Below are 21,595 nucleotides of genomic sequence, written 5' to 3' on the forward strand. Positions count from 1 at the left end.
GTCGTGTTCGCGTGCCGCAGCCGGTCGTGTTGTGCTCCCCGAAGCCGTGCGACCAGGGTTTCAAGGACACAGCTGTATGCCGGGTACTGACCTACGGCCCTGGGGGCTCTGCCATTCCCGGGGCCGTAGGTGACCGGCCGGTCAACCGGAGAAGGCGCGGTCCGGCCTGTGCGGGGAGCAGACCCTGGACCACCACGCGTTACCAGTGTCACCGGTCCGACGGCACATCTTGGCTGCGACACGTAGCAGCGGGCAACGATCAAGCTCCGTGCGGTCCAGGTTTGGCGGAGCTCTCGCCATGGGGTGCCGCTCGCCCTCGATGGCGGGGCTAAGACCTGCTGGGCAATCGTGGGCCACCCGTCAGGATGCGGCCGTTCGGGGGGTCCGGCAGCGATGAGCGGCGTCGCGAGCTCGCATGGTCAACACATGATCGCAAGATATGCACGACATGCCCCTCCTCTTCCTGACTAGGAGCCTTCACATGAGACATACACGCGTCAGAGGCCGACTGGCCGCGGTGACGGTCGGTACCGCGCTGGCTGCGGGAACCGTCCTGCTCGGCGCCCCGACGGCCCACGCCCAACCCATCCAACCGGAGCCGATCCGCCCCATCTTCAGGCAAGCCATCGCCTTCTTCCCGCCGGACCCGATCCGCCCCATCATCAGAGAAACCATCCCCTTCTACCCGCCGGACCCGGTCCGCCCCATCATCCGGCGAGTCTTCCCCTTCTACCCGCCGGGCCCGATCGAACCCGAGGGCGGCATTGAGGGAACGGACAACTGAGGGCGAAGACTCTCCCGCCCGCAGCCTCCCTCCGCACCGAACAAGCACCGGATGCGATACCGCTCGGGCCACCCCGGCTCGCCACCGTGTGCTCCGGGCACCGTCCGGGGCGCGCTCTGATCCGGTACCCGTATGGGTGCGGCATCCTGCGGAAGCTGCCCGAACGTGCGACTCGCTGCGGAGCGCGGGATGCAGGGTCCGACGCGCTAGAGCCCAGGTCAAGACAGTGATTGAGAGCCCCGGAGCGCCGCGGGGCGACTCCTGCTCGCTTCGGATCGATCCCGTACGCCCCTCTGTTCACTCCACTGCACATTCCTTTGGAAAATGCCAAAGCGTTCACCTGCACCGAGCACACACCGTAGTGTCGTGCTCACGTTCGCGGGAACGGCCGTGCAGGGGAGGGGGATTCGGCGTGCCCGGAATTGACGAGAGTCTGCTGGAGGCCATGCGGTTGCCCGGCGCGCGAGGGGCATCGGTGGTCGACTGGATCAGTGGTCTCGCCCTGGGCGCGGTGGGTGACGCACCGGGCGGTGACGTGGAAGCGACGGCGGCGGAGACCGCCGAACTCGCCCGTCTCGCCACGGAGAGCGGCCTCCTCGCACCGGCCGGCGACGAGGGAGAGGTGTCCGGCAAAGAACCACCCGTACAGGACTTGATCATCACGAACGCCGACTCGTACCACCTGCTCAGGTTCGTCAGCACGACGTTCGACAGCACGGTGTTCGTGCACTTATGGCTCGACCGCAGTGACGGCAACCTGGCCCTGGCCCGCATCCGGCTGGCCGAGATGGCGGACAGACTGGTGCTCGGATGACGACGCCGACCCGCGCCTCACGCACGGACCAACCGGCCTCGGCCCTGCTCGGCACCCTTGCCGCGCAGGGCGCGAGCGGCGCCCTGTCCACCGAGTCGGGGATCGTCTACCTGGCCTCGGGACACGTCGTCCACGTGGAATCCGCCGTCACATCCGACCTCGGCGACCTGCTCACCCACAGCGGTGCGCTCGCCCCGGACGGCTGGTGGGCCGCGATCGACCAGGCTGGCCGCCGCTGCAGGGTCGGCCGGCAGCTGGTCGACAGCGGCCACCTCGCCGCCGGCGCGCTGGAGCTGTGTCACCTGGGCGCCCTGTTCGACGCGGCGTACTTCGTCCTCGCCCACGACGGACCGGCACTCCGCTTCCGCCCCGGAGTCGCGCACTGGCTCGGCGCGGTCCGCTCCGTACCGGTGGACGCCGTCCTGCGCGAGTCGAGACGCCGCCGCGAACTGCTGCACCGCATATGGCCCGAACCCTGTGTCGACCTCGCCCCGCTCGCCCGGGTGCCCGACGCGGACCCCTCGGACCTGCCGGCCCGCCGCAGCCGCACCCTCGCCCAGGTCGACGGCGTGCGCACTGCGGCCCAGATAGCCACGGCCCTCGCCTTCCGCACCTTCCACACCCTCGTCGAACTCCGCCGCCTGGCCGCCGCCGGCATGGTCGTCCCCGTAGCCACGGCCCCCGCTCCAGCCCTCGCTCCAGCCCCAGCCTCAGCCCCCGTGTCCGCCGAGCCGGGCCCCGCCCCTCGTCCCGTGGTACCGGACGAGCCCGACACCGCACTGCTGCGACGGCTTCTGCACGCCTTGGAGGCACTGTGATCCGCGCGCGAAGACAGCGTGCCGAAAGGAGAATGCTCATGGCCGTCGAGACCGACGTCCTGGACGAACTGCGTCGGCTCCGCACCCGCGTACCCCGGCTTACGGGCTCCCTCGCGGCCACCGTCGACGGACTCGTCCTCGCCCACGACGTGCCGGAGGCCGAGCCGGAAGGACTCGCGGCGCTCACCGCCGCCGCACTCGGCGTCGCATATCGCCTGACCGACGCCGCCGGCCGCGGCGACTTCCGCGAACTGCTGGTGCGCGGCTCCCGGGGCTATGTCGCGACCTACGCGGCCGGAACCACCGCCGTCCTCACCCTCCTCGCCGAGGACCGCGTCAACGTCGGCCGCCTCCATCTGGAGGGCCGACGCAGCGGCGCCCGGATCGCGGACCTGGTGGCCGCGCGCGTCGGACCGGGCACCGGCCGCCACGCCGACCGGCCCGCGCCCGCCGAACACCTCGCCGCAGCGCCCCCGGCCACGGCCCGCCCCATCGGCACCCTCCCGGTCCGCACACCGCAGCGGCCCACCCACCAGCCACGCCCGCACACCGGCATCTGACGCCGGTACCACCCGAACCTCATGACGACCCACCGAAGCAAAACGGCGAAAGGAACCGAGCGCATGGCCAACACCGAGACCGCGCTGAAGGAATGTCTGAGCTCCATCGAGGGAGCCACGGCCGCAGCCCTCGTCGACTACACCAGCGGCATGGCCCTCGGCACCCTCGGCGGCACCAAGGACTTCAACCTGGAAGTCGCCGCCGCCGGCAACACCGACGTCGTACGAGCCAAGCTGCGCACCATGGAGCTCCTGGGACTGAAGGAGGACATCGAGGACATCCTGATCACCCTCAACACCCAGTACCACCTCATCCGCCTGATCAAGGGGCGCGGAGGCAGCGGTCTGTTCCTCTATCTCGTGCTCGACGGGAGCCGGTCCAACCTGGCGATGGCCCGCCACCAGCTCCGCCGTATCGAAGCCGAGCTGGAGGTCTGAGCCCGCACCACCCTGAACCGGCACCACGGGAGCCCTCCGGACGCAACACGGGCCGGAGGGCCCCGGCCCGCTGTCGGCCGCGACTACCGTTGGGGTCATGACGGCACCCCTGGATGTGCTGGTGGTGGGCGCGGGCCCGACCGGACTCGCGCTCGCGACACAACTGCGCGCGTACGACATCCCGTTCCGGATCGTGGACCGCTCACTGGACCGGGCCCAGGAGTCACGCGCGCCGGCCATCCAGCCCCGGACCCTGGAAATGCTGGCCGGATTCGGGGTGACGGACGACTTGGTCGACCGGGGCAATACGGCGGTCCGGCTCCACCTGCATCTGCCCCGACGAGAGCTGCGGGTGCCGGTGTTCGACGTCGGCTGCGAGGACACCCCGTACCCCTTCCTGCTCTTCCTTCCGCAGTCGGAGACCGAAGCCGTCCTGACGGCCCGGCTCGCCGCCCGGGACGTGACCGTCGAACGAGGCACGGAACTGGTGAGCACCGAGCGGGAGGGCGGGTACGTCAGCTGCCGACTCCGGTGCCGGGACGGCAGCCAGGAGACTGTGCGGGCGCGCTATGTCGTCGGCTGCGACGGGGCGCACAGCACCGTGCGCACCCAGGCGGGCATCGCCTTCGAGGGGCACGCCTACCCGCAGACCTTCCTCCTCGCCGACCTCGAGGTCGAAGGGCTGGAGCCGGGTGCCGCCCATACGTACCTGACCGCGGCCGGGATGCTGTTCTTCTTCCCGCTCGGCACACCGGCCACCTGGCGGATGATCGCGATGCGCCCGCCGGGTTCCCCCGGGGGCGAGGTGACACTGGACATGCTCCAGCGGCTCGCCGACGACTGGACAACCGTCCGCACCGACCACACCGGGCACCACCACCAACGGCTGATCCTGCGCGATCCGGTCTGGATGACCGCCTTCCGCATCCACAACCGCGGCGCCACCCACTACCGCAACGGCCCGTTCTTCCTCGCCGGGGACGCGGCGCACATCCACAGCCCGGCCGGGGGGCAGGGCATGAACACCGGCATCCAGGACGCCCTCAACCTGGGCTGGAAGCTCGCTCATGTCTGCCGGGGCGCGGCGCCCGAGGAACTGCTGGAGACGTACGAGGCGGAGCGGGCCCCGATCGGCCACGGCGTGCGCCGCCTCACCGACCGGGCGTTCACCGTCGGCACGAGCGGCAACCCGGCCCTCCGGCTCGCCCGCACCCAGTTCGCCCCGCGCCTGGCCCCGCTGCTGCTGCGCACGACCCGTCCCCGCGCACGGCTCTTCCGCACGGTCTCCGAACTCGGCATCCACTACCGCCGCGGACCTGCCTCCACCAGCGGACCGCACCCACCACGACAAGGCCCGCGGGCAGGAGACCGGCTCCCCGATGTCCCGCCCGGACTCCATGAGCGCACCGCAGCACAGGGCTACCACCTCCTGCTCACCGGCCCTGCCCACCTCTGGCCACCGGATCTGCCGGAGCGCGGACGCCACGACCTGCTCAGCGTGCACCACCTCGGCTCGGACAGCCCTTGGCCGGACGTCACCCACGCCCTCGTACGCCCGGACGGATACGTGGGATACGTGGCGCGCGGCAACGACCTGACCGGTCTGCGCGCCTACCTGGAGCGCTGGCTGCCGGGCCTGGTCCTCTAGTTCTCTAAGTCAGCGAAGACCGGCGAGCCACTCGATCAGGAGCGGATTGGTCTCGTCCGGCCGTTCCTGCTGCGGGAAGTGACCGCAGCCTTCCAGGATGTGAGAAGCCGTCAGACCAGGCAGAGTCGTCGGGTACGCCTCGATCGCGTCGGCCAGCCAGGTCGTGGACGCGTCCAGGCCGCCGCCGATGAACAGGGACGGCTGGGTGACCGGAGCGCCGGCGAGGCCGGCCAGGTCCTCCCAGTCCCGGTCCATGTTCCGGTAGCGGTTCAGGGCGCCGGTCATCCCCGTGCGTTCGAACTCCCCGGCGTAGACGTCCAGGTCGGCCTCGTCCAGCCAGTGCGGAAGCCGGCCGACGGGGAAGCGGTCGCGCAGCTTTCCGCCGCGGCCGACGAAGTGCGGGTCGGGGGCGCCGGCCCCGGGCATCGTGTCCGCGGACAGGGCGGCGTAGAAGCCGGCGAGCCAGCCGCGTACGTCAGGCTCGATCTCGGCCTCGGCCCGGCCGGGCTCCTGGAAGTAGGGGACGTAGAACTCCTCGTCGCCGCCCATCCGGGCGAAGACCTCGCTGGGCCTCGGGCCGCCGGGCGGGGTGTAGGGCACGCTCAGCAGCCCCACCGCGCGGAACACCTCGGGCCGGAGCAGCGCGGAGGTCGCGGCGATGCCCGCACCCCAGTCGTGCCCGATGACCACTGCGGACTGCTCGCCCAGTGCCCGCACCACGGCGACGTTGTCCTCCACCAGTTCCCGCATCCGGTACGACTCCACCGTCGCGGGCCGGGACGAGCGCCCGTAGCCGCGGACGTCGACGGCCACCGCGCGATAGCCGGCGGCGGCCAGCGCCGGCAGTTGGCGGCGCCACGTGTACCAGGACTCGGGGAACCCGTGCAGCAGCAGAACCAGGGGTCCTTCTCCCTGCTCCACGAGGTGCGTGCGACCGGCCGGTGAGGGCACCAGACGGTGGACCGGGCCGATGGCGGACGTTTGGGGCATGGATCCTCCCTGGGTTCTCGGACCCTCTGATCATGCTGCGCCCGCCGGGGAAAACCTGAGGCCTGTTGCCGGATCGGCAACAGGCCCCGCGTTCATGCCATCTCAGCCGTGGTACGTGATGTACCCGTTGCCGTCCTTGTCGGAGCCGCTCTTGGTGTACGAGTGCACGTCGGCGCGGCTGCCGGACGGCTTGTACACGTAGATCGTGTCCTTGTCGTTGTTCCACATGAAGTTGCAGTTGTCGCGGTAGACGACGTTCTTCGTGTCGGAGTCCGACCCGTTGCCGCCGCGCAGTTTCACGTAGTCACCGGGCTGCAGCGTGTGGCTGGCGGTGAAGGTGAACTTGTTCCCCGCGGCGTCCTTGACGACGTATCCCTTGAGGTTCACGGTCGTCGACCGCGAGTAGTTCTCGATCGTCAGGTACTCCTCGTCGGTGTTTCCCGAAGAGCAGCTGTTCGAGTCGCGTCCCGGAGCGTCGTACTGGATGCCGCGGATCTTCAGCGCGGAGCTGTACTCGGCGGCCTGGGCCGGAACCGCCGTCAGGGCGGTCAGGGCTCCGGCGACGGCCGCCGTGGTGGCGACAAGGCGTATGTGCATGGACGTTTGTCCCCCCTTGCAAGGCCTTCTTGTGAAGGCCGCGTGATGATTCGGTGAAGCACCCGGATCGTACACGCTTCAAGCACGCATAAGGGCGGGTCCGGTGACATTGCCACCGGACCCGCCCCACGGGCCTACAGGACGGGCGTCAGGCGCCGCTCGCCCGCAGCATGTCCTCGCGCTCGACGAGCTTCACGCGCTCGCGGCCTTCCGGCTCGCCCAGCGCCTTCTCCGCGGCGTCCAGCTTGTACCAGCCGTCCCAGGTGGTGAAGCGGACGTTCCGCTCGGCGAGGAACGCGTCCACGGCCTCGGGAGCCGGGGTGGCGGGCGTTTGCAGCCGCCCGTTCGCGTAGTCGTCCAGCAGGTTGGACACCGTCTCGTTGGCGTCGCCCTTGGTGTGCCCGATGAGGCCCACGGGACCGCGCCGGATCCAGCCGGTGACGTACGTGGACTGGAGGTGCTCGCCGGACTCCTGCATCACGCGCCCGCCCTCGTCGGGGACGGTGCCGGAGTCGATGTCCCAGGGCAGCTTGGGGAGTTTGTCGGACAGGTAGCCCACCGCACGGTAGACCGCGCCGATGTCCCAGGTGTTGAAGGTGCCGGTGCCCTTGACGTTGCCCGTGCCGTCGAGCTCCGTGCGCTCGGTGCGCAGACCGACGACCTTGCCGTCCTCGCCGAGGACCTCGACCGGCGACTCGAAGAAGTGCAGGAAGAGTTTGTGCGGCCGGTCGCCGACGTCGCGGATCGCCCAGTTCTCCAGGGTCTTGGCGACCATGTCGGCCTGCTTGTTGCCGCGCCGGGTGGCGATCGAGCCCTCGTCGTAGTCGATGTCCTCGGGGTCGACGATGACCTCGATGTTGGGGGAGTGGTCCAGCTCCCGCAGCTCCATCGGGCTGAACTTCGCCTGCGCCGGGCCCCGGCGGCCGAACACGTGGATCTCCTTGGCCCGGTTGGCCTTCAGACCCTCGTAGACGTTGGCCGGGATCTCCGTCGGCAGCAGTTCGTCCGCCGTCTTGGCCAGAACGCGCGCGATGTCGAGGGCGACGTTGCCGACGCCGAGCACGGCGACCTTCTCCGCCTCCAGCGGCCAGGTGCGCGGCACGTCGGGGTGGCCGTCGTACCAGGACACGAAGTCCGCGGCACCGTACGAGCCGTCGAGCTCGATGCCCGGCAGGGGCAGTGCCCGGTCCGCCGTCGCGCCGGTGGCGAAGATCACACCGTCGTAGAACGCGCGCAGGTCGTCCAGGCTGATGTCGGAGGGGTAGTCCACGTTGCCGAAGAGCCGGATCTGCGGTTTGTCGAGGACCTGGTGCAGGGCCGTGATGATGCCTTTGATCCGCGGGTGGTCGGGCGCCACGCCGTAGCGAATCAGTCCGAACGGCGCCGGCATGCGCTCGAAGATGTCGATGGATACGCCGGGGTCGGCGGCCACCTCGGACTTGAGCAGGGCGTCGGCGGCGTAGATCCCGGCGGGGCCGGATCCGACGATGGCTACCCGCAGGGGGCGGGGCATGGTCAGGTTCCCTTCGAGCGGCGACAAGCGATCTCGTCGGGAAGCCTAAACTAAGGCAAGCCTAAGTCGGTACGCGGGTCCGGTCTATGAGCTCATAAGGCAATTTTATGAGCACTCCCCATGGCTGCTTATGGCAGCGGTTGCTCCGCCCAGATGACCTTCCCGGCGGGCAGATAGCGCGTCCCCCAGCGTTCCGCGAGCTGGGCGACCAGGAACAGGCCCCGCCCGCCCTCGTCCGTCATCGTCGCGTACCGCAGATGCGGCGAGGTGCTGCTGCTGTCGAAGACCTCGCAGATCAGGTTGCGGTCGCGCAGCATCCGTACATGGATGGGCCCGTCGCCGTACCGGAGCGCGTTGGTGACCAGCTCGCTCAGGATGAGCTCGGTGGTGAACGACAACTCCTCCAGTCCCCACTCGGTCAGCTGCCGGGTGACCGCCGCCCGCACCTCACCCACGGCCGCCGGGTCGGCCGGCACCGGCCACTCGGCGACCTGGTCGGCGGCGAGCGCCCGGGTGCGCGCGACGATCAGGGCGATGTCGTCGCTGGACCGGGCCGTGAGCTGCGAGTCGAGCACCACCTGGCAGGTCTCCTCCGGGGACTCGCCCGCCCGGCTCAGGGCCTCGCGCAGCATGTCGAGACCGACGTCTATGTCCCGCTCCCGGTCCTCGACCAGTCCGTCGGTGTAGAGCACGAGCCGGCTGCCCTCCGCCAGCTCCAGCTCCGCCGTCTCGAACGGCAGACCGCCGAGCCCGAGCGGGGGACCGGCGGGCACCTCCGGGAACTCGACACTGCCGTCGGGGTGGATCAGCGCCGGCGGGGGATGCCCGGCCCGCGCGACGGTGCAGCGCCGGGAGACCGGGTCGTAGACGGCGTACAGACAGGTCGCGCCGGTGACCGGGGCGCTGCCGTCCTCCTCGGTCTCGTCCTGGTCGATGCGGCCCACCAACTCGTCCAGCAGAGCGATGAGTTCGTCAGGAGGGAGGTCGAGGGCGGAGAAGTTGTGCACGGCGGTCCGCAGCCGCCCCATCGTGGCCGCGGCGTACAGCCCGTGGCCGACGACGTCCCCGACCACGAGCGCCACCCGGGCCCCCGACAGCGGCAGTACGTCGAACCAGTCGCCGCCCACCCCGGCCTGCGCCGGCAGATAGCGGTAGGCGATCTCCAGCGCCCCCTGCTCGGGCAGGTTCCGGGGGAGCAGGCTCCGCTGGAGCGTCACGGCCATGCTGTGCTCGCGGGTGTAGCGGCGCGCGTTGTCGATCGAGACGGCGGCCCGCGCGACCAGCTCCTCCGCCAGGACCAGCTCGTCCGCGTCGAAGGGCTCCGGCTTCTCGAAGCGCCAGAAGCTGACCACGCCCAGCACCAGGCTGCCCGCCCGCAGCGGCACGGTGATCAGGGAGTGGATGCCGTAGTCCACGATGTGCGCGGAGCGCTCGAGGTCCTGAGCCTGCCAGCCGGGGGCCTCACCCAGCCTGGGCTCCAGGACGGCCCGCCCGGTGTCGAGGCTGTGGCCCTGCGGAGAGGACTCGACGAACCTGATCCGCTCGCCGACGGGGTAGAGCGGGGCGTCCTTGCGGATCCCGTTCAGCGCCGTACGGCTCAGCGCGGCGGCCGCGTTCGGCTGCCCGCCGCCCAGCACCGCGTCGAACAGGTCCACGGTGACGAAGTCGGCGAACCGGGGCACGGCCAGCTCGGTCAGCTCTTCGGCGGTCCGTGTCACGTCCAGGCTCGTCCCGATGCCCACCCCGGCGTCGTACAGCATGTTGAGCCGTTCCCGCGCGGTCTCGGCCCGGCCGGACAGGGCGCGCAGCTCCGTGGAGTCGCGCAGCGTGGCGACGCTGCCGGGCGGGCCGCCCGCACTCTCCGTCGTGCGCTGGTTGACGGCCAGGAGTCGGTCCCCGACGAGGTGCACCTCGTCCGTGGCGACGCGCCCGGAGGCCAGCAGGTCGGCGGTGCCGGGGTCGAGCCCCAGGCCGAGGATGTGCCGGCCCTCGGCGTCGGCGGGCAGTCCGAGCAGACGGTGCGCCTCGTCGTTGGCGAGCAGCAGGGTGCCCGAGCCGTCGAGGATGAGCACGCCCTCGCGGACGGCGTGCAGCACGGCGTCGTGGTGTTCGTACATCCGGGTCATCTCGTGCGGCCCGAGCCCGTGGGTCTGGCGCAGCAGCCGTCGGCTCACCAGCGCGGCGCCCGCCGTCGCCAGGGCCAGGGCGACCGCGGCGGCGGCCAGCACGAGCGGTAGCTGACGGTCGGCGGTGCCGCCGACGTTCTCGGTCGTGATGCCCGCCGACACCACGCCGACTACCTGCCCGTCCGGGTCCTTCACCGGCACCACGGCCTGCACGAGATGGCCGATGGTGCCCTCGATCTCCTCGGTCACCGACTTCCCGGCCAGCGCGGGCGCGATCGTGCCGACGAACTTCTTCCCGATGCGGTCCGGCTTGGGATGGGTGTAGCGGATGCCGTCGGTGTTCATGACGACGACGAAGTCGACCTTCGACTGCTCGCGGGCGGCCTCGGCACGCGGCTGGAGCACCGCCGTGGGATTCGGGCTCTCCAGCGCCTCGACCGTGCCGGGCGCGTTGGCGAAGGTCTCCGCGACGGCGAGCGAGCGGTTACGGGCCTCCTGAGTCGTGTCGTGCCGTACTTGCAGCACCAGCGCCACGACCGCGGCCACCACCAGCAGCAGCACGATCACCACGACGAGCAGGAACACCTGTCCGGCGACGCTGCGTCCGCCCACGACCGACCGCAGCCCCGCCATCGGATGCCACCGCGACGGACCCGCCTCCCGCCGCTGCCGTGCGGACGGCGCAGCGCCGGGCCGCAGGGGCGATCGAGTCCCGGATCGACCCAAGAGTCGGACCATGTGCCATGTCTACACTGCCCGGCCCCGGGAGGCGAGGGGCATCACCCATGGTGACAGGGGGCCCTCACGGTTTCGTCACGTCTCCCGGCGCCCGTGGTGAGCACCCGGGAGCCGTCTCCGGCAGGGCACGCACACCCACCTTGGCCCGATTGGAAACCTTCCGCAAAATCTCGGCGCCTCAGGGCCCCGGATCTCAGGTTCCCAGGGAGCGCGCGAGTTCGTTCGTGGCTCGGGCGATCTCGGTGTCCTCGTCGTCCATCAGCCGGCCCAGCTCGCCGCGCCGGGCGCGCACCGCCTGGCGTGCCGCACGCTCCCACACCACCGGGTTCTCCCGATGGTTCAGCAGCTTCGGATAGACGGCGGCGGTGCTCTCCCACTGCCGGGCGTCGGCGATGCTCTTGAGCAACTGGATGATCTGGGCGCGGCAGGACACCTGCGGCAGCTTCGCCAGCTCCCAAAGGAACGGAACCGTGGCGGCGGTGGCCTGCTCCACGACGAAGCCGAACTGGCAGATCCGTTTCCGCAGGTCGTCGAGTGCGGAGCGGGCGGTGTCGGGGTCGCCCCAGGCGATGCCGTTGAGCAGGAGGGGAATCGCGGCCGCCGAACCGGTGGAGTCCTGGATGTCGCCCCACGGCACGCGGTCCATGGCCGTGAGCGGAGTGGCCCGGGACTCCCCGGCCGGGATGTCGGGGCGCTGTGGGCGCTCGCTGCTCGGGTGTTCCGTCGAAGCGCTGCGCATGGCGAGGGGCCTTTCCGCGGCAGTCGTGTCAGATGGGTGGTCAGGTAGACAACCTGGGGTCGGGGACGGTGACCAGCAGGTGCGTGGGGTTCTCGGTGATGACGAGGCTCTTGTCTTCGCGGCACCGGCCGAGCGACCAGACGCGCGGCGTCGCCTCGTACGGCGTCAGCCGCCCGAGCACGTGCTGCGCAGGTGATGACACGGCATCTCCCCGATGCGACGTCAGGACGCGGCGCCGGCACAGGGGTTGACGCCGCAGCTATTATCCACGCTGACGGCGCTCGCGTGCAATTGCACGAGAAATTGCGTGAAAATCAAGCCGTCATGAGTACGCAAGCCAGAAGGAGACCGCGGTGCCACCAGTGCAGAACGGAGTGCGGGCGAGCATGCTGGACGCCCGCTGGATCAAGAGCCGGCACAGCAACGCCGAGGGCAACTGCGTCGAAGTCGCCCCTCTAGTCGACGGAGGGATCGCGATGCGCAACTCCCGTGATCCCGACGGGCCCGCGCTCGTCTACACGGCGGCGGAGGTGGCGGCGTTCCTGGCCGGTGCCAAGGACGGCGAGTTCGACCACCTGCTCTGAAGGGGACGGGTGCGCTAGGCTAAATCGCCCTTGTGTCCGGTCTGCTGGGAGTCAGGATGTCCGCCGCGTCGCCTCGCGTCTCCCGTCTGGAACCCTACCTGGACAGGCCGGAGCCGGCGCCGACTCTGCTGAAGATGCTGGTCGGTGTGCAGCTCGCCGGCTTCCGTGAGGACGCCGGGCTCGCCCAGGACCAGGCGGCGCGCGCTGTCGGGTTCAGTCCCGCGAAGCTGTCCCGCATCGAGTCGGGCAAGGGCCGCCGCCCGCCGACGGAGAACGACGTCCGCGCGCTGCTCGGGCTGTACAACACCGACGACTACGAGGTGTCGGTCCTGCTCAAGCTGCTGCAGCGGGCCGGAGAGCCGGGCTGGTGGCAGCGGTACGACAAGCGGCTGATGCCCGAGTGGTTCGACCGGCTGGTCGGACTCCAGGAGGCCGCCGCCACCATCCGTACCTTCGAGATCCAGTACGTGCCGGGCCTGCTGCAGACTCCCGCCTACACCAGGGCCGTGGTCGAGCGCGGACTGCCCAACGCCCCGGCCGGGGAGGTGCGGCGGCGCGTCGAACTCCGCGAACAGCGGGCCCGGTTGCTGTCGCGGCCCGAGGCCCCGCAGCTCTGGGCGATCATCGACGAGTCCGTGCTGCTGCGCGTCCTGGGCAGCACCGACGTGATGCGCGAACAGCTCGCGCACCTCGTCGAGATGGCCGGACGTCCCAACGTGACCCTGCAGATCGTGCCGCTGAGCGTCACGAACGCCTCGGCGCCGGCCATCCCGGTCACGTATCTGCGCTTCGGCGGCCTCGACCTTCCCGACGTGGTCTACCTGGAGCACATCAGGAGCGCGAACTTCCTCGAGGACCGCGACGAGACGGAGGAGTACCGGATCGCGCTGGACCGGCTCGCGGACGAGGCGCTCAAGCCCCGTGACTCCATGGAACTGCTGCGTCAGACCATGGAGCAGCGCTACCCCTGACGCGCGGGTGCCTCGGTCCCGCTACTTCTCCAGCGGAATCCGCCCCACGCCGCCGAACTCGATCCACTCGTGGGTCAGCTGACGCGGCGCCACCTCGGTGTCCGGACGCCAGGTGGACACCTCCACGAGGCCCGGCTCGAGGATCTCCAGGTCCTCGAAGTACGCCTCGACGTCCTTCGGCTCACGCACCCGGCCCCAGTGGCCCTGGGTCGCCTGGTCCATGAAGTTCGTGACGAAGTCACGGACTTCGGCATCCTCGCTGACCAGCTGGCACATCACCAGAAAACTGCCGGGCGCGAGCCGCTCCCGGACGCGGCGGGCCACCGCGAGCGGCCCGTCGGTGTCGCTGTCCGGGATGCAGTGGAACACCGAGTTGAAGAGCACGCACACCGGCTCGGAGAAGTCGATCAGCCGCTTGGTGTCGGGATGGTCGAAGATCAGGTCGGTCTCGCGCATGTCCGCGTGGATCACGGTCGTGCGCTCGTCCTGTTCCAGCAGTGCACGGCCGTGGACCAGCACCATCGGGTCGTTGTCGACGTACACCACGTGGGTCGTGGGGTCGATGCGCTGGGCGACCTGGTGCACGTTGTCCTGCGTCGGCAGGCCTGAGCCGTGGTCCAGGTACTGCCGGATGCCGTACTCCTCGGACAGGGTCCGCACGACGCGCTGGAGGAAACGCCGGTTGTTGAGGGCCAGGCGGCGCGTGCTCGGCACGACCTTGTCGAGTTCCTCGCACGCGGCGCGGTCCGCAGCGTAGTTGTCCTTGCCGCCCAGGTAGTGGTCGTACATGCGCGCTGCCGTCGGCACCGTCGCGTCGATCTCGGTGGACAACTGCTTCTCGGAGTGCATCGTTCCCCCTGCAAGGTGCCGCGCCAACGGACTGGCTGGACAGGAAGTACATCCTAGGGAGGGGGAGTTGGACGGTGCCAGCCTCTCGGCGCAGGTGCCCCCGATCGAACGACAAGATGATTTCTTGCGATTCCGCCGTGTGTCCGCTGTGTAACCCTTTGCGGCCTCTGTGTCACCGGTGCTTCGGTTGCCGTGGAGGGGTTACTCGCCGGTGGAGCGAGATTCTCCTCTGGAAGGCGGGGCCGTGGACACGTCGGCTGACCGGATCGCGGATCCCTGGGGCTCCCGTACCCCGTACGAACCCGGTACGCCCTGGCCCGTACGGACGGACACCCACCTGCGGGCCGGGATCGCCGAGTCCGACGTGGAGCGGTGGGTGCGGTCCGCCTCGCTGCTGCACTCCAACGGCGACGCGATGGACATCGCGGTGCGCGAGGGACGCATCGTCGGGGTACGAGGCCGGGCCGGGGACCGGGTGAACCGGGGGCGTCTGGGCCCCAAGGACCTCTACGGCTGGCAGGCGAACGGCTCCCCGGACAGGCTGACCAGACCACTGGTCCGCGAGAACGGCCGGCTCGTGGAGTGCGACTGGGACACCGCCATGGACCGGATCACGGCCCGGACCAGGCGACTCCTGGACGACAAGGGCGCGGGCTCGATCGGCTTCTACACCACAGGGCAGTTGTTTCTGGAGGAGTACTACACCCTGGCCGTCCTCGCCCGCGCCGGCATCGGCACCAACCATCTGGACGGCAACACCCGCCTGTGCACGGCCACGGCGGCAGAGGCGCTCAAGGAGACCTTCGGCTGCGACGGGCAGCCCGGCTCCTACGAGGACATCGACCACGCCGACACCGTCGCCCTGTTCGGGCACAACATGGCGGAGACACAGACAGTGCTGTGGATGCGGCTCCTGGACCGCCTGGAGGGCGGCGACCCGCCCCGGCTGGTCTGCGTGGACCCGCGGTTCACCCAGGTCGCCCGGCGCGCCGACGTCCACCTCGCCCCGCGAGCGGGCACGAACGTCGCGCTGCTCGACGCGCTGCTGCACGAGATCATCCGCACCGACCGGATCGACCGCGCCTATGTCGACGCGCACACCGTCGGCTTCGACGAACTGGCCGCCGCGGTCGAGGAGTGCACCCCCAGGTGGGCGGCCGGGATCTGCGACGTACCGGCGGCGCGGATCGAGGCGGCGGCGGAGATCCTCGGTACGGGGAAGCGGCTGCTGTCCACCGTCCTCCAGGGCGTGTACCAGTCCCACCAGGCCGCCGCGGCCGCCGTCCAGGTCAACAACCTGCACCTGATCCGCGGCATGCTGGGCCGCCCCGGCCGCGGACTGCTCCAGATGAACGGGCAGCCCAGCGCCGAGAACACCCGCGAGTGCGGCGCGGACGGTGACCTTCCGGGCTTCCGCAACTGGCAGAACGACCGGCACGTGGCCGAGCTGGCCGCCGTATGGAACGTGACCCCGCAGACCATCCCGCACTACGCGCCGCCCACCCACGCGATGCAGATCTTCCGCTACGCCGAGCAGGGCTCGATCGGCATGCTGTGGATCACCGGCACCAACCCCGCCGTGTCCCTGCCCGAGCTGTCCCGCATCCGCTCGGTCCTCGCCCAGGAACGGCTGTTCGTGGTCGTACAGGACCTGTTCCTCACCGAGACCGCGCAGCTCGCCGACGTGGTGCTGCCCGCGGCGACCTGGGGCGAGAAGACCGGCACCCTCACCAACGCCGACCGCACGGTCCACCTGTCGGAGAAGGCCGTCGAACCGCCCGGCGAGGCCCGCCCCGACCTGGACATCTTCCTCGACTTCGCCGCCCGCACGGACTTCCGCGACAAGGACGACGGGCCGCTGATCACCTGGCACGACCCGGAGTCCGCGTTCGCGGCGTGGCAGCGGTGCAGCGCCGGGCGCCCCTGCGACTACACGGGCCTCGACTACGACCGGCTGCGCGGCGGCAGCGGTATCCAGTGGCCCTGCACCGAGGAGGCCCCCGACGGCACCGCGCGCCTTTATACCGACGGCATCGCCTTCGCCCACCCCGACACCTGCGAGAGCTACGGCAGGGACATGGTCACCGGGGCGAGCGTGGAGCCCGGCGAGTACCGGGCCCTCAACCCCGACGGCAAGGCGGTCATCAAGGCGGCGGAGTACCTGCCGCCCCACGAGGACACCTCCGCCGACTTCCCCCTCCAGCTGATCACCGGCCGGACCGTGTACCACTTCCACACCCGCACGAAGACCGCCCGGGCCCCCGAACTGAACGCCGCCGCCCCGGCCGTCTGGGCGGAGATCTCACCCGCCGAGGCCTCGGCGCGGGGGCTCGCCGACGGCGATCTGGTGCGGGTCACGACCCCGCGCGGAGCGGTGCGGGCCAGGCTGCGCACCACCGCGATCCGCGACGGCATGGTGTTCCTGCCGTTCCACTACGGCTACTGGGACACCCCGGCAGGCCACCGCCCGCCCGACGACGGTCCGGGCCGTGCCGCGAACGAGACCACCGTCACCGACTGGGACCCGGTCTCCAAACAGCCCCTGTTCAAGACCGGCGCGGCACGCGTCACCCTCGTCGCCCGCGGGGCGAGCGACACCGGGGCACGGACCGGGACGGCGGGGAGCGGCTCATGACCGGCATCGGCACCACGCTGCGCCTCCTCCACGACGGCGAACGCGACCTGGAGCAGGACCTGCTGGCGGCCGCCGCACGGCACCGCGCCGACCACGAGTTCCACCACGTCGCCCTCGACGTCGCCCGCTGGTCCCGTGAGCACGCCACCCGCCTGGCGGACGCGGGCCATGGCCACGGCCTCGATCTGTCCGGCCCGCGCGGCACCCCGTCACCCCGCGCGCTCACCGCACTGCGGGAGAAGGCGTCGGAGGCACTCGGCCGACGCCCTGAGACCGGCCTGCACCTCCTGAACGACCTGCGCGACCTGCACCTGGCGGCCACGCGGAACTCCCTTCACTGGGAGATGCTCGCCCAGGCGGCGCAGGCCACCCGGGACGAACGGCTCCTGGCGCTGGTCACCGACTGCCGGCCGCAGAGCCTCCGGCAGCTCCGCTGGACCGATACCATGATCAAACAACTGGCCCCGCAAGCCCTGACCAGTGTGTGACCCGGGCCGTCACCGCCGCTGCGCGGCGATCATGGCCCGGTACCAGTGGTAGCTGTCCTTCGGCGTCCGCCGCTGCGTGGCGTAGTCGACGCGGACGATGCCGAAGCGCTTGTCGTAGCCGAAGGCCCACTCGAAGTTGTCGAGGAGGGACCACACGTAGTAGCCGCGGACATCCACGCCGGCGTCCATCGCGGCCCGCAGCGCGGTGAGATGGTCGCGCAGGTAGGCGACCCGGTCGCCGTCGTGGACGGCCCCGTCGGCGCTCACCTCGTCGTCCTCCGCCGAGCCGTTCTCGGTGATCTGGAGGGGCGGCAGGGCGTCGCCGTAGCGCTCCTTGAGCCCGACCAGCAGCTCCGTGAAGGTGCCGGGTGCGACGGGCCAGCCCATGGCGGTGTGCCGCACCCCGGGCAGCCGTACCTCCTCATAGCGGTTGTCGGTCGCCACGCGCAGTGCCGGGTCGCTCTCGCGGTACGGGGCGTCGGCGACGACGATCGGCCGGTAGTAGTTGATGCCCAGGAAGTCCAGCGCCTGGGAGATCAGCTCCAGGTCGCCGTCCCGACGGAAGTCCTGGCCGGTGATCAACCCGCCCCAGGTCTCCTCCTCGGCGGCCGGGTAGCGGCCCGCCAGGATCGGCTCGGTCCACACCAGATTGTGCAGGGTGTCGGCGCGGGTCACCGCAGACCGGTCGGCGGGGGAGTCGCCGGCGGGGAGATGGCGGTCGAGGTTGAGGGTGATGCCCGCCTCCCGCACGCCGGCCGCCCGCAACGCCTGGACGGCCAGGCCGTGCCCGACCAGCAGGTGATGGGCCGCGGCCAGCGCGCCCCGGCCCTCGCGGGCGCCCGGGGCGTGCCGGCCGACGGAGTAGCCGAGGAAGGCACTGCACCACGGCTCGTTGAGGGTGATCCAGCGCGGCACCCGGTCGCCCAGATGCGCGGCGACGACGGCCGCGTACTCGCCGAACCGCTCGGCGGTCTCCCGTACCCGCCAGCCGCCGCGGTCCTCCAGGGCCTGCGGTAGATCCCAGTGGTAGAGCGTGGCCGCGGGCTCGATCCCGGCCGCGAGCAGTTCGTCGACCAGCCGCGAGTAGAAGTCCAGCCCCTTGGGATTCACCGGCCCGGACCCGTCGGGGACGATGCGCGGCCAGGCGATCGAGAACCGGTAGGAATCCACGCCCAGCTCGCGCAGCAGCGCCACGTCCTGCGGGTACCGGTGGTAGTGGTCGCAGGCGACATCGCCGCTGTCCCCGTTCGCGACCAGGCCGGGGGTGTGGCAGTAGGTGTCCCAGATCGACGGCCCGCGGCCGTCCTCCTGCGCCGCGCCCTCGATCTGGTACGAGGCGGTCGCCGCCCCGAACACGAAGCCGGGCGGAAAACTCGGGAAGTCAGTCATGTGCACAACGATGCCCGTTCGACTTATCGAACCAGGGAGCTAATACTCAGAATTGGTCGAAGGTCCGGGAGGCAGTTCGCGGCCGCTATTCTCACCGGGTCGGGCCGATTCTCCAGGAGATGACCATGGACGACTACTACGACCTCGGCACCTACGGCCGTCCCGTGACCACGTCCTCTTCCGCAGCTCAGCTCTGGTTCGATCGTGGACTGCTGTGGACTTACGCCTTCCACCACGAGGAAGCCGTCGCCTGCTTCGAAAAGGCCGCCGAGGCCGACCCGGAGTGCGCGATGGCGTATTGGGGCATCGCCTACGCGCTCGGTCCGAATTACAACAAGCCCTGGGAATTCTTCGACGACGACGAGTTGGTGCGCACGGTCGACCGCACCCACACCGCCGTCGAACGGGCCCACGACAAGGCCGTCAAGGCCACCCCGGTCGAACAGGCCCTGATCGGCGCGCTGCGCGCCCGCTATCCGCAGGCGGAAGCCGTCGAGGACTGCTCGGTCTGGAACGAACCCTACGCGGACGCGATGCGAGCGGTGTACGAACTGGCCCCCCACGACCCGGACATCGCCACCCTCCACGCCGACGCCCTGATGAACCTCACCCCGTGGCAACTGTGGGACCTGAGGACCGGGCAGCCGGCCGAGGGCGCCCGGACCGTGGAGGCCAAGGCCGTACTGGACGGCGCCCTCGCCACCGAAGCCGGCTTCGGGCATCCAGGGGTGCTGCACCTCTACATCCACCTGATGGAGATGTCCCCGACGCCGGAACAGGCCCTCACCGTCGCCGACCGCCTGCGCGGCCTCGTGCCCGACGCCGGGCACCTGCACCACATGCCCTCGCACCTCGACGTCCTGTGCGGCGACTACCGCCGGGTCGTCGCGGCGAACAGCGAGGCGATCGCCGTCGACGAGAAGTACCACCGGCGCGCCGGCGCGATGAACTTCTACACCCTCTACCGGGCGCACAACTACCACTTCAAGATCTACGGGGCCATGTTCCTCGGCCAGGCCCAGGTCGCCCTCGACACCGCCGCTGAGCTGGAAGCGGCCATCCCCGAAGACCTGCTCCGGGTGCCGAGCCCCCCGATGGCCGACTGGCTCGAAGGCTTCCTGGCCATGCGCGTCCATGTGCTGATCCGCTTCGGCCGCTGGACCGACATCCTCGCCCTGCCCGCCCCCGCCGACCCCGAGCTCTACGCGGTGACCACCGCCATGCGGCACTACGCCCGTGGCGTCGCCCTCTCGGCCACCGGCGAAACCGAATCCGCGGAGGCGGAGCGCGAGCTCTTCCGCGAGGCGGTGAGCCGGGTGCCCGAGACGCGGATGCTGTTCAACAACACCTGCCACGACATCCTCGCCATCGCTTCGGCCATGCTCGACGGAGAGCTCGAATACCGCAGGGGCAACCACGACCTCGCCTTCGCCGCCCTGGAGCGCTCCATCGAACTGGACGACAGCCTCCCCTACGACGAGCCGTGGGGCTGGATGCAGCCCACCCGCCACGCCTACGGCGCGCTGCTGCTGGAACAGGGCCGCGTGGCGGAGGCCGAGGCCGTCTACCGCGCGGACCTCGGCCTCGACGCCACCCTGCCCCGCGCCCAGCAGCACCCCGGCAACGTCTGGTCCCTGCACGGCTTCCACGAATGCCTGCTCCGGACGGGCAAGACCGGCGAGGCCGCCCTCGTGGCCCAGCAGCTGAAGATGGCGACCGCACTGGCCGACGTCCCCGTCGAGGCGTCCTGCTTCTGCCGCCTGGACACCGGACCGGGCCCTCAGAAGGACGACGCCTGCTGCCACTGACCTGCCGGACGGGCAGGATCACGGCCGGGTTGTCGTGGCGTCCGTGACAGCCGTCAGGTCGCGGTCGCGGGACTCCGGTGCCATGCGGGCGGCGACGAGGCTGATGACCATCATCAGGGTCATGTAGGCCGCGACGGGGATCCACGATCCGGAGAGCAGCTCGGGGAAGCAGCACCAGTGCCAGGAGGATCGCGGAGTACACGGGCTTCGGCACGAGCGAGGCGTCCACACCCACGCTGGAGACCAGGAATGGTTGCGGCAAGGGGGAGTCGAGGACGCGGGGCACCCGGTGTCTAAGGAGCTTTGAGGTCCGGCTTCGTCGCTTCCCCTGGCGGGGGTGCGGCCGGCGTGGCCGCCGCGAGGAGCAGCACCGCGGCGGCGATGACGAACAGCGCCCGCCCGGTGCCCAGCGGCACCAGCAGCAGCGTGCCCAGCACCCCGCCGGTGAAGATTCCGCCCACGGTGGCCGTCCACCGAGTGCGGGCCAGCCGCTGCCCGGCCGACATCCCGCGCAGCGTCGCGCGAGGGCGCTTCAGTACGTCGTTGATCAGCTCGGCGATGGCCGTCTGACTCAGCAGGGTCGGCATCCCCGGCACGTGCACCCGCAGCACGGTGCAGGCACGCACCCCCATCGCCAGCGCGACGAGGGCGACGACGCCGTGATCGGCACCGGCCGCCTCGGTGCCGTGCCGCCACAGGGCCATCGCACCGGCGCCCACCAGCAGCACGGCCTCGCTGACGAGCCCGGCCTGGAACCAGGCCCTGCCCCGCTCCGCGAGCCACTTCAGTACGACGGCTGCGATCGCGGCCCCTGCCATGAACGCGCCGATGGCGGTGGCGGGCCGCGCCACCGGGACATCACCCTCACCGGCGAGCGCGAAGGACAGAAAGAGCACGTTGCCGGTCGCCAGCGCGCAGAACACCTTCCCCATCGTCAGAAAGCTGATGGCGTCGACGGCACCGGCCAGCAGGGTGAGGACGGTCATGACGGCCACCCGCCGGGCATCGGTCGCGAGGGCTGGGGACGCGTCGGACATCCGGCCAGTGTGAGCAGCGTCGCCGGCTTCCCGGCGCATCGCCGCCCGGACACGCCGCCGAAGGATACG

At 70.7% G+C, this 21,595-nt stretch carries 20 protein-coding genes; 11 read left to right on the plus strand and 9 right to left on the minus strand.

From position 1 onward, the window contains the following. The first annotated feature begins 481 nt into the window (after window positions 1-481). The 6 genes from ACWIF2_RS11935 to ACWIF2_RS11960 all read left to right on the plus strand — a co-directional run bounded on the left by ACWIF2_RS11935 (window position 482) and on the right by ACWIF2_RS11960 (window position 5,062). A complete protein-coding gene (locus ACWIF2_RS11935) occupies window positions 482-784 on the plus strand; it encodes a hypothetical protein (protein WP_454360036.1) in 303 nt (100 codons plus the stop codon). Between the two features lie 412 nt (window positions 785-1,196). Beyond that, the gene (locus tag ACWIF2_RS11940) at window positions 1,197-1,598 is read left to right on the plus strand and encodes a hypothetical protein (protein ID WP_454360037.1); all 402 of its coding nucleotides are present in this window, start codon (window positions 1,197-1,199) and stop codon (window positions 1,596-1,598) included. Further along, window positions 1,595-2,416, plus strand: coding sequence for a hypothetical protein (locus ACWIF2_RS11945; protein ID WP_454360038.1), 822 nt, complete (start codon window positions 1,595-1,597; stop codon window positions 2,414-2,416). The genes ACWIF2_RS11940 and ACWIF2_RS11945 overlap by 4 nt, the downstream gene beginning before the upstream one ends. A gap of 38 nt (window positions 2,417-2,454) precedes the next feature. Continuing rightward, window positions 2,455-2,976 carry a roadblock/LC7 domain-containing protein gene (locus ACWIF2_RS11950; protein ID WP_454360039.1) on the plus strand — a complete coding sequence of 174 codons (522 nt, stop codon included), beginning with the start codon at window positions 2,455-2,457 and terminating at the stop codon, window positions 2,974-2,976. A gap of 63 nt (window positions 2,977-3,039) precedes the next feature. Beyond that, window positions 3,040-3,414 (plus strand): hypothetical protein, encoded by a 375-nt coding sequence (locus ACWIF2_RS11955; protein WP_454360040.1) that lies wholly within the window; start codon window positions 3,040-3,042, stop codon window positions 3,412-3,414. A 97-nt stretch (window positions 3,415-3,511) separates the two neighbouring features. Then, window positions 3,512-5,062, plus strand: a complete 1,551-nt coding sequence (locus tag ACWIF2_RS11960; protein WP_454360041.1) for an FAD-dependent monooxygenase — start codon at window positions 3,512-3,514, stop codon at window positions 5,060-5,062. A 9-nt stretch (window positions 5,063-5,071) separates the two neighbouring features. On the opposite strand, the gene ACWIF2_RS11965 is transcribed toward ACWIF2_RS11960, so the two are convergent. From ACWIF2_RS11965 to ACWIF2_RS11990, 6 genes are all read right to left on the minus strand, one after another. Next, window positions 5,072-6,052, minus strand: a complete 981-nt coding sequence (locus ACWIF2_RS11965; RefSeq protein WP_454360042.1) for an alpha/beta fold hydrolase — start codon at window positions 6,050-6,052, stop codon at window positions 5,072-5,074. 102 nt (window positions 6,053-6,154) lie between these two features. Beyond that, window positions 6,155-6,649, minus strand: coding sequence for a lamin tail domain-containing protein (locus tag ACWIF2_RS11970; protein WP_454360043.1), 495 nt, complete (start codon window positions 6,647-6,649; stop codon window positions 6,155-6,157). A gap of 148 nt (window positions 6,650-6,797) precedes the next feature. Next, on the minus strand, window positions 6,798-8,162 hold the full coding sequence (locus ACWIF2_RS11975; RefSeq protein ID WP_454360044.1) for an FAD-dependent oxidoreductase: 1,365 nt from the start codon (window positions 8,160-8,162) through the stop codon (window positions 6,798-6,800). 128 nt (window positions 8,163-8,290) lie between these two features. Further along, on the minus strand, window positions 8,291-10,921 hold the full coding sequence (locus ACWIF2_RS11980) for a SpoIIE family protein phosphatase (RefSeq protein ID WP_454360045.1): 2,631 nt from the start codon (window positions 10,919-10,921) through the stop codon (window positions 8,291-8,293). Between the two features lie 298 nt (window positions 10,922-11,219). After that, complete coding sequence (locus ACWIF2_RS11985) at window positions 11,220-11,765, minus strand: hypothetical protein (protein WP_454360046.1); 546 nt, start codon at window positions 11,763-11,765, stop codon at window positions 11,220-11,222. 40 nt (window positions 11,766-11,805) lie between these two features. Further along, window positions 11,806-11,967 carry a hypothetical protein gene (locus ACWIF2_RS11990; protein ID WP_454360047.1) on the minus strand — a complete coding sequence of 54 codons (162 nt, stop codon included), beginning with the start codon at window positions 11,965-11,967 and terminating at the stop codon, window positions 11,806-11,808. Window positions 11,968-12,118: 151 nt separating this feature from the next. Between ACWIF2_RS11990 and ACWIF2_RS11995 the strand changes: the two genes are divergently transcribed. Continuing rightward, window positions 12,119-12,349: a DUF397 domain-containing protein gene (locus tag ACWIF2_RS11995; protein ID WP_382484102.1), complete on the plus strand. Its 231-nt coding sequence runs from the start codon at window positions 12,119-12,121 to the stop codon at window positions 12,347-12,349. A 56-nt stretch (window positions 12,350-12,405) separates the two neighbouring features. Continuing rightward, window positions 12,406-13,320: a helix-turn-helix domain-containing protein gene (locus tag ACWIF2_RS12000; RefSeq protein WP_454360048.1), complete on the plus strand. Its 915-nt coding sequence runs from the start codon at window positions 12,406-12,408 to the stop codon at window positions 13,318-13,320. Window positions 13,321-13,341: 21 nt separating this feature from the next. On the opposite strand, the gene ACWIF2_RS12005 is transcribed toward ACWIF2_RS12000, so the two are convergent. Continuing rightward, on the minus strand, window positions 13,342-14,169 hold the full coding sequence (locus ACWIF2_RS12005) for an SAM-dependent methyltransferase (RefSeq protein WP_454360049.1): 828 nt from the start codon (window positions 14,167-14,169) through the stop codon (window positions 13,342-13,344). Between the two features lie 244 nt (window positions 14,170-14,413). Here ACWIF2_RS12005 and ACWIF2_RS12010 point away from each other — a divergent pair, with 244 nt between their 5' ends. After that, window positions 14,414-16,804: a molybdopterin oxidoreductase family protein gene (locus ACWIF2_RS12010; protein ID WP_454360050.1), complete on the plus strand. Its 2,391-nt coding sequence runs from the start codon at window positions 14,414-14,416 to the stop codon at window positions 16,802-16,804. Further along, window positions 16,801-17,292: a hypothetical protein gene (locus tag ACWIF2_RS12015; RefSeq protein ID WP_454360051.1), complete on the plus strand. Its 492-nt coding sequence runs from the start codon at window positions 16,801-16,803 to the stop codon at window positions 17,290-17,292. The genes ACWIF2_RS12010 and ACWIF2_RS12015 overlap by 4 nt, the downstream gene beginning before the upstream one ends. A 9-nt stretch (window positions 17,293-17,301) precedes the next feature. Here the strand turns inward: ACWIF2_RS12015 and ACWIF2_RS12020 are convergent, their stop codons facing one another. Continuing rightward, complete coding sequence (locus ACWIF2_RS12020; RefSeq protein ID WP_454360052.1) at window positions 17,302-18,681, minus strand: GH1 family beta-glucosidase; 1,380 nt, start codon at window positions 18,679-18,681, stop codon at window positions 17,302-17,304. A gap of 125 nt (window positions 18,682-18,806) precedes the next feature. Here ACWIF2_RS12020 and ACWIF2_RS12025 point away from each other — a divergent pair, with 125 nt between their 5' ends. After that, complete coding sequence (locus ACWIF2_RS12025; protein ID WP_454360053.1) at window positions 18,807-20,489, plus strand: hypothetical protein; 1,683 nt, start codon at window positions 18,807-18,809, stop codon at window positions 20,487-20,489. A 293-nt stretch (window positions 20,490-20,782) separates the two neighbouring features. Here the strand turns inward: ACWIF2_RS12025 and ACWIF2_RS12030 are convergent, their stop codons facing one another. Then, a complete protein-coding gene (locus ACWIF2_RS12030; RefSeq protein WP_454360054.1) occupies window positions 20,783-21,526 on the minus strand; it encodes a DUF1275 family protein in 744 nt (247 codons plus the stop codon). Window positions 21,527-21,595 lie beyond the last annotated feature (69 nt).

This window comes from Streptomyces sp. NPDC055506 (genome assembly GCF_053643595.1).